The sequence below is a fragment of the bacterium genome (assembly GCA_035380285.1).
In the GTDB taxonomy this organism is placed as follows: domain Bacteria; phylum Auribacterota; class Erginobacteria; order Erginobacterales; family DAOSXE01; genus DAOSXE01.
The window spans coordinates 40,154-47,874 of the sequence record DAOSXE010000024.1 but is presented as its reverse complement, the minus strand read 5'-3'; the positions used below and the strand labels follow the sequence as shown (position 1 = coordinate 47,874).

8 protein-coding genes are annotated in these 7,721 nt (G+C 68.2%); 5 read left to right on the top strand and 3 right to left on the bottom strand.

Annotation, left to right across the window (positions count from 1 at the left end; translation table 11 throughout):
- Positions 1 to 1,260: potassium transporter TrkG (locus PLZ73_09705; protein ID HOO78150.1), on the bottom strand; the 1,260-nt coding region annotated here is incomplete at its 3' end.
- A 93-nt stretch (positions 1,261 to 1,353) separates the two neighbouring features.
- On the opposite strand from PLZ73_09705, the gene PLZ73_09700 reads away from it, so the two are divergent.
- From PLZ73_09700 to PLZ73_09680, 5 genes are read left to right on the top strand one after another with little or no spacing between them, the layout of a single operon-like run.
- Complete coding sequence (locus tag PLZ73_09700) at positions 1,354 to 2,604, top strand: diaminopropionate ammonia-lyase (protein HOO78149.1); 1,251 nt, start codon at positions 1,354 to 1,356, stop codon at positions 2,602 to 2,604.
- The gene (gene larE, locus PLZ73_09695; GenBank protein ID HOO78148.1) at positions 2,601 to 3,416 is read left to right on the top strand and encodes an ATP-dependent sacrificial sulfur transferase LarE; all 816 of its coding nucleotides are present in this window, start codon (positions 2,601 to 2,603) and stop codon (positions 3,414 to 3,416) included. The genes PLZ73_09700 and larE overlap by 4 nt, the downstream gene beginning before the upstream one ends.
- The gene (gene larB / locus PLZ73_09690; GenBank protein HOO78147.1) at positions 3,413 to 4,057 is read left to right on the top strand and encodes a nickel pincer cofactor biosynthesis protein LarB; all 645 of its coding nucleotides are present in this window, start codon (positions 3,413 to 3,415) and stop codon (positions 4,055 to 4,057) included. Before larE ends, larB begins: the two co-directional genes overlap by 4 nt.
- Entirely contained in the window at positions 4,054 to 5,250 is a 1,197-nt protein-coding gene (larC, locus tag PLZ73_09685) for a nickel pincer cofactor biosynthesis protein LarC (GenBank protein HOO78146.1), read from the top strand. Before larB ends, larC begins: the two co-directional genes overlap by 4 nt.
- Positions 5,247 to 6,152: a PHP domain-containing protein gene (locus PLZ73_09680; protein ID HOO78145.1), complete on the top strand. Its 906-nt coding sequence runs from the start codon at positions 5,247 to 5,249 to the stop codon at positions 6,150 to 6,152. Before larC ends, PLZ73_09680 begins: the two co-directional genes overlap by 4 nt.
- On the opposite strand, the gene PLZ73_09675 is transcribed toward PLZ73_09680, so the two are convergent.
- Positions 6,146 to 6,802 carry a DUF6498-containing protein gene (locus PLZ73_09675; protein ID HOO78144.1) on the bottom strand — a complete coding sequence of 219 codons (657 nt, stop codon included), beginning with the start codon at positions 6,800 to 6,802 and terminating at the stop codon, positions 6,146 to 6,148. The two genes, PLZ73_09680 and PLZ73_09675, sit on opposite strands and share 7 nt — an antisense overlap.
- A 39-nt stretch (positions 6,803 to 6,841) precedes the next feature.
- Positions 6,842 to 7,645: a BtpA/SgcQ family protein gene (locus tag PLZ73_09670; GenBank protein ID HOO78143.1), complete on the bottom strand. Its 804-nt coding sequence runs from the start codon at positions 7,643 to 7,645 to the stop codon at positions 6,842 to 6,844.
- Between the last annotated feature and the right edge of the window lie 76 nt (positions 7,646 to 7,721).

The following is a 7,721-nucleotide window of genomic DNA, read 5'->3' as shown; positions in this document are numbered from 1 at the left end:
CAGGGCGACCAGGCCCAACCACGCGAAGAAGAGGCCCCCCGCGCGCCGGATCTCGCCCACCGGGACCGCCTTTCCGTCCACGGTCACGCAGGTGACCAGATGCCTCCCGTGGCGGAAGTTGAAGATCTCGCGCCAGACCTCCTTGGAGAGCATGGCGGTGCGCATTACCTTGAATCCCCCCCCGGTGGAGCCCACGCACCCTCCCACCACCATCAGCCCCAAAAAGATCAGCCGGGCGGCGGGACCGAACCAGGGCCCGGCGATGTTGCGGGTGGCGAAGCCGGTGGTGGTCATGATCGAAACCGCCTGGAAGACGACGTCCCTGACCGTGTCGGCGCCGGGGAGGGCGCCCGTCCGTCCCAGACGCTCGGCCAGGATCAGGGCGGCGGCACCGCCCGCGATCCCCCAGAACCAGCGCATCTCGGTGTTGTCGCCCAGCGCCCGCCATTCTCCCTTGGAGAGGCGGTAGTGGATGAAGAAATTGATTCCGCCCAGCAGCATCCCGACGATGACGATGGTCTCGATGGCGCGGAAGTGAGCGTACCCGGCCTGGCGATAGAACCCGATACTGGCGTCGTGAGGCGAGAACCCCCCGGTGGAGAGGGTGGTGAGGGAATGGCAGACGGAGTCGAAGACGGGCATCCCCGCCAGGACCAGGGCTCCTCCCACCGCCAGCGTCAGGCTGACGTAGATCCCCCAGAGAATCTTGAGGGTGTGGCTCAGCCCCGGCACCGGCCGGCCCATCTCCACCTTGTGGCTTTCGGCCCCGAAGAGGCGGTGGTCGCCGCTCCGGTGGCGGCTGATGACAAGGAAGAAGGTGAGGATGCCCAGGCCACCGATCCACTGGGTCAGCGCCCGCCAGAGGAGGAGGCTCCGGGGCCAGCCGTCGAGGCCGGTGAACATGGTGATCCCGGTGGTGGTGAAGCCGCTCATGGTTTCGAAGAAGGAGTCGATGAAGGAAGCCTTGACCGCGATCATGAAGGGGACCGCCCCCACCGCAGAAAACGCGATCCAGGCCCCGGTGCAGGCCAGGGCGGCCACCCGCGGCGGGATGTCCCGTTCCGGGGTCAGGGCGCGCAGGAACAAGCCGGCGCCGGCGGCGCCGGCCGCGGGGAGGAGAAAGGCGACAGCGACGGCGTCGCCGTCCCCCCAGGCCCATCCCGCCAGAAGGGGGAGGAGCAGGATGGCCCCGAGAATGACCAGGAGCGACCCCAACAGCCGCAGGACCGCGGGAACGTTTCTTTTCGATTTTTCCGCCATGGCTCCCCTCTCCCCCGTCAGGCACGGCCTATGATAGAATAAACAATACCCGTTTGGCGGGATACGTCTTTCAACCGGGAGGTTGTCGGAAAGATGAACGCCGATTTCGGCATCAAATGGTTTCTGAACAGGGAAGGGGCCGTCTGCGCGGACAACCCCGCGATCGAAGCGTACGTTCCGATGGAGTCGGTCCGTCTGGCGCGGAAATTCCATCGCCAGATACCGGGTTACCGGGTCAGCCCCCTGAAGGGGCTGGACAACCTGGCGGCCCGTTTCGGCCTGGGGGGGATCTGGGTCAAGGACGAGTCCCAGAGGTTGACCCTGAACTCGTTCAAGGTCCTGGGCGGCTCATTCGCCGTCTACCGTTTTCTCCTGGACCGCCTGGGGATGAGCGGGAGCGAGGTGACCTTCGCGGAACTGACCTCTCCCGAAAACCGCCGGCGCCTCGGCGATCTGACCTTCGCCGCCGCCACCGACGGCAACCACGGCCGGGGGATCGCCTGGGCCGCGACCAAACTGGGGTTCCCCTCGATCGTCTATGTCCATAAAGGGACGTCGAAAGCCCGGATCGCGGCCATCGAAGCCAACGGCGCCGAAGTCAGGGTCGTGGACGGGACCTACGACGACGCGGTCCGGCAGGTGAGCGCGGATGCCGCCGTCCGGGGCTGGCAGGTGATCTCCGACACCTCCTGGCCCGGCTACCGGGATATTCCCGCCTGGGTCATGCAGGGTTACACCACCATGTTTGCCGAGGCCCAGGAGGAACTGGCGGCCCAGGGCCTGGTCAAACCCACCCACGTGTTCGTCCAGGCCGGGGTAGGGGCCCTGGCGGCTTCGGTCACCGCCTACTACCGCGGTATCTTCGGAGCGGACGGTCCGGCGATCGTCGTGGTGGAGCCGGATCGGGCCGCCTGTCTCTTCGCCTCCGCCCAGGCCGGCGACGGCAAGCCTCACTCCTTTCCCGGCGCCCTGGATACGATCATGGCCGGTTTGGCCTGCGGCGATCCCAGCCCCATCGCCTGGGAGATACTGGGGCCCTGCGCCGCCGCCTTCATCGCCTGTCCCGACTACGTGGCGGCCTTGGGAATGAGGGTCTACGCCGTTCCCCTGGCCGACGATCCCTTCATCGTCTCCGGGGAATCGGGCGCCGTCACCCTGGGTGCCCTGATCTCGATCGCCTGCCAGCCCGGGCTCCGAGAGCTGAAGGAGGCCCTGCGCCTGGACAAGGACTCCCAGATCCTGTTGCTCAACACCGAGGGGAACACCGACCCCGACCATTTCCGACAGGTGGTATGGCTCGGGTCCGAACCCGTGCCCCCGGGGTTCAGGGACTCGGCTACGTGACCGTCTCCCCTGCACGCGACCGCCGTACCGCCGCCCGCCGCCTGCGGGCGTGGTTCGACAAGGTCCCGGGGGCGGTGGTGGCCTTTTCCGGAGGAGTGGACAGCTCCCTGACGGCTTACCTGGCCCTCCGCCGCCTCGGCGCCGCCCGCTGTCTGGCGGTTACGGCCGTTTCCCCGCTGCGCCGGCCCGAGGAAGCCGCGCGGGCGCGGGAGTTCTGCGCGCAACACGGGATCCCATTCCGTGAATTCGCCGCCGCCGAGCTCGATCTCGACGAGTTCAGGCTCAACTCCCCGCTCCGCTGCTATTACTGCAAGCGGCTGATTCTGGAGGGGGTCAGAGAGCGTGGGCCGCGGGGATGGGCGCTCCTCGGCGGTTCCAACCTCGACGACGCCGCCGACTACCGCCCCGGTGCCCGGGCCGAGAGCGAAGCGGGGTGCCGCCGTCCCCTGGCCGAATGCGGAGTGGGAAAATCCCTGGTCAGGGAGCTGGCGCGCGGTTACGGATTGCGCTGCTGGGATCTGCCCGCTCAGCCCTGCCTGGCTTCCCGGATCCCCTACGGCGAACCGGTCACCGGGGAAAAATTGGCCCGGGTGGCGGCGGCCGAAGCCGCCCTGGAGGGAATGGGGTTCGTTCCCTGCCGGGTCCGGCATTACTCCGGATTCGCCCGGGTGGAAGTTCCCCGCGCCCGGGTGAGGGAGCTGGGTGCCCGGCGTCCGGAACTGGAGCTGCGGCTGCTGGACCTGGGTTTCGGGAACATAGAGATTGACCCCGAAGGCTTCGTTTCCGGTAAACTGAACCGGGTGCTGCCATGAACGACCTCGACCTCGATTTCGACCGGGAAGAACGGCTGGGTTTTCCGGAGATCGTCTACGGGGAATTCAAGACCCCGGAGCAGATCCGCCGGATCGTCGGCCTCTGCCGGGCCCGCTCCCGGCCCCTGCTGGTCACCCGCTTGTCCGGCGCGGCGGCGGCCGAGTTAGAAGGCGGAACCTACGACCCGGTCTCCCGCACCCTGACCGTCTCCGCGGGCGCGCCGCCGCGCCGCTCCGGCCTGGTCGGGCTGGTCTGCGCCGGCGCTTCCGATCTTCCGGTGGTGGCCGAGGCCGGCGCCGTCCTCGATTTCCTGGGGATAGCATCCCGCGTCTTCGCCGATGTGGGGGTGGCGGGCATCCACCGGCTTCTGTCCCGCCTGGAGGAGCTCAGGGAATGCGACCTGATCGTCTGTGCCGCCGGCTTCGAGGGTGCCCTCCCTTCGGTCGTGGCCGGCCTGCTGCCCCAGCCGGTGATCGGGGTGCCCACCAGCGTGGGGTACGGGGTCGCGGCGGGAGGGAAAACCGCCCTCAACGCCATGCTGTGCAGCTGCGCCAACGGCCTCCTGGTGGTCAATATCGACAACGGGTGCGGGGCGGCTTTGGCCGCCGCCCGGATGCTGGGGAGGCGGTCGAAGCCATGAAAGTGCTCAAGATCGAGCCGTTTTCCGGAATCAGCGGGGACATGTTCGTCGCCGCCGGGGCCCCGCTGGCCGGCGCCGAAGAGGAAGTGCGCAGCCTCCCCGCCGCCCTGGGGCTTCCCGGGGTCTCGGCGGAGTTCGGTTCCGTCCGGCGGGCGGGGATAACCTGCCGGACGTTCACGGTCCGCGAAGCCGGGAGCGAGGGCGGGGACCCCGGACTTTCCCCCCCCCGCCACCATCACCACCACCGGGGTCTCTCCGAGATCGCGGCACTGATCGAAGGTTCCTCCCTCCCCGAGGAGGCGAAAGAGTTGGCCTCCGCCATCTTCCGGAACCTGGGGGAGGCCGAGGCCGCCGTCCATGGAGTCGAGATCGAATCCATCCATTTTCACGAGGTCGGGGGCGTCGACGCCATTCTCGATATCACGGCCGCCGCCCTCATCTTCACCCGGCTGCGGGTGGAGGCCGTTTATTCCGGCCCCGTTCGGACCGGTTACGGGTTCGTGGACGCCGCGCACGGTCGCCTCCCCGTCCCCGCGCCGGCCACCGCCCGCCTTCTGGAGGGGATCCCATCCTGGCCCGGCGAAGTCCCGGGCGAGTTCACCACCCCGACCGGCGCTGCCATTCTCAGAGCGCTTTCCCCCCGCTTCCGGATCCCGGTGCTCGTCCCCCTCCGGGATTCCTGGGGAGCGGGAACGATGGAGACGCCCCATCCCAACGCCGTGCGCCTGACCCTGGCCGAAGAGAGCGCCGCCGCCGCCGAAGACCTGGTCCTGGTCCAGGCCAACCTCGACGATCTTCCCCCCGAGTTTCTGGGGGCGGGTCTGCTGGAACTGCTTTCGGCCGCGGGCGCGCTCGATGCCTGGGTGGCGCCGGTGGTGATGAAGAAAGGGCGGCCGGGCCATAAGCTCGAAGCCCTCTGCCCGGCCTCGGCGGCGCCGGCGGTAGGGGAAGAAATCCTGGAAGCCACCACGTCGCTGGGGGTGCGGTATATTTCCGTTTCCCGGCGCTTTCTGGAGCGCGAGGCGGTGAAAGTCTCCACCCGATTCGGAGAGGTCTCGGCCAAGGCGGCCCGGACTCCGTCCGGGAAAGTCCGGGTCATTCCCGAGTACGAGGATTGCCGGCGCGTGGCCCGCGCCGCCGGGGTGGACCCCTACACGGTTTACCGCGCGGCCCTGGGGGGGGAAGACGCTTGATCCGCAGCCGGGGGATAGACCTTCACGTACACACGCGCGCCAGCGACGGGCTCTTATCCCCCGCCGAGGTCGTGGCTCTGGCCCGGCGCCTGCGCCTGGGCGCGCTGGCCGTCACCGACCACGACACCGTCGCCGGTCTCGACGAGGCCCTGGCGGCGGGGAGCAAAGAGAAAGTGAAGGTGGTCCCCGGAGTCGAGATCAGCGTCGACCACCCCGTGGGATCGATTCATATGGTCGGGCTCTTTATCGACCACGGCAACGTCCGCTTGCGGGAATGGCTGGGGACGCTTCTGGAATCCCGGCTGGAGAGGCTGCCCAAGATCGTCGCCCGGCTCCGGGAACTGGGGATCGACATCAGCCGGGAGGAAGTGGAGGCGGAAGCGGCCGGCGGGGTCGTCGGCCGGGCCCACGTCGCCCGGGTGCTCAAAGCCAAGGGGGTGGTCCGGGGGATGGAGGAAGCTTTCCGCCGCTTTCTGGGCCGCGGCGCCTCCGCCTACGTGCCCCGGAGAAAGGTCCCGGCCGCCGAGGCGATCGAACTCATCCACCGGGCCGGCGGTGTGGCCGTACTCGCTCACTACACCACCTGCTGCGGCGGGGACCGGGAGCGGGAATCCGCCCTTATCCGGGAGATAACCGCCCTCGGCCTTGACGGGATGGAGACCTACTACCATTCCTTCAGCCGGGCCGAGCACCTGCGGGCCCGGGAACTGGCCCGGGAATTTCGGCTGCTGGAGGCGGGCGGCAGCGATTTTCACGGGCCGCCCGGGCCGGTTCCCCGCCTGGGGAGCCCCCGGATCCCCTGGAGCGTTTATTCCGCCCTCCGCCGGAGCGCCCGCCGTCATGCGCGCCGGGTCCGCCGGAGCGGCCCCGCCCGGCGTTTCCCGGCCTTCCTCCGTCAGTAGTCCCCCCCGCCGCCGCGGCTGCGGCGGACGCCGTGTTCGATGACGTGGCCGCCGAGGTCGGCTCCGGTTTTAAGCACGGTGAAAAGGGCGATCAGGGTGAAGTTGTCGGTCAGGGCCCCGGCCAGGATGCAGAAGTGCATGGGGATGATCCTCAGGTAAGGCATGAACATCAGTTTCCCGAACGGCGGGGAGGGCTCCCGGACCAGAAACCGGTGGTAAAGAAAAGAGAAAAGGTGGTTGGCGAAAAATATCGCCGCTGCCCCCAGAAGAACGCCGGGGGGAGCCAGGCGGCTGTGCTCGCGGGCGGCCAGGCCGACGATGAAGAGGGCGTAGACCAGGTGGAAAAAACCGTAGTGGAAGAGGAAGAAAAACGACATCCCCCGTTGCGCTCTCCGGGTGGGGGGGACGGGACGCCCGTTGGAAGTAATCCCCGAGGGGTCGAAATCGGGCACGGTGAGCATGGTTACGAACGTGAACAATCCGATGATGACGCTCTGGAGCCAATAGACGGCCAGGATGGTCTCCGCCGACCAGTCCTCGACCAGGTAGAGGTAGATGATCCAGAGGTTGGCTCCGATCAGCGTCCAGGCCGACGGGTCGAGCAGGAACGCTTTTCTTGGGGAGGCGGGCCTGTTCGGGGAAGCCGTCATGACGCTTTCCGGGCCGGCCCGGGGGGCCGGCCGCGGCCGTCAGGTTTTTCCCATCCGTCCGGCTGCGGCCATCAGTTCCCGGATCCGCGGGAGGGAGAGGGGATGGTCCCAGAGGCCGTCTTCCTTGATCCAGGAGCCGACGATGAAACCGTCGGTCGCGCGCCAACACTCCGCCAGGGTCTCGGGGGTGGTCCCGGAGCCGACCAGGACGGGGAGCGTGGTTCCGCGCCCGGCGTCCTCCAGGTCCCGGAGCCGGGTGGGTTCGCCGGTGGCGGTTCCGGTGACGACCAGTCCGTCGAGCCCGAAAAACTCGGCGGCATGGGCGGTCTGGGCCAGGTCGATGTCGGCGGTGATGGCGTGGCTCGAGTGTTTTTTCTTGATGTCGGCGAAAATCTTTATCCCCTCGGCGCCGACGTTGCGGCGAAAGCGCAGGAGTTCGCCGGCGTCCGCTTCCATGATCCCTTCGTCGGCCACGTGGGCGAAAATAAGCCCTTCGGCCCGGATAAAGGCGGCGCCTCCGGCCAGGGCGACGGCCAGCGCTTCGCGGTTGGCTCCGGCGAGAACCTGAACGCCGACCGGGCAATCCACGGCCTTGACCACTTCCCGGGTCACCGCCGTCATGGCGGAGGTGACTTCGGGCCCGACCGCCCGCTTGAGATAGGGGAGGTCGTGCATGTTCTCGACCAGGAGGGCGTCGAATCCGCCTTCCCGCAGCATGCGGGCTTCATCGACCGCGGTGGCGACGATCTCTTCCAGTGTCGAACGGTTGCGGGGGGTGCCGGGCAGCGCCCGGACGTGGACCATCCCAATCAATATCGGTCTATCGTCTCGCAGCGGGCACATGGTTTCCTCCTTGTAGGTGCCCCGAGTATAGTCCCTCGGACTCCGTAAGGCAAAAAGACAAGTCGCTCCCGCCGGC

Coding starts and splice junctions, on each gene's coding strand:
- PLZ73_09700 (HOO78149.1), top strand. CDS start 1,354: ATGAACGCCGATTTCGGCATCAAATGGTTTCTGAACAGGGAAGGGGCC.
- PLZ73_09670 (HOO78143.1), bottom strand. CDS start 7,645: ATGTGCCCGCTGCGAGACGATAGACCGATATTGATTGGGATGGTCCAC.
- larC (HOO78146.1), top strand. CDS start 4,054: ATGAAAGTGCTCAAGATCGAGCCGTTTTCCGGAATCAGCGGGGACATG.
- larB (HOO78147.1), top strand. CDS start 3,413: ATGAACGACCTCGACCTCGATTTCGACCGGGAAGAACGGCTGGGTTTT.
- PLZ73_09675 (HOO78144.1), bottom strand. CDS start 6,802: ATGACGGCTTCCCCGAACAGGCCCGCCTCCCCAAGAAAAGCGTTCCTG.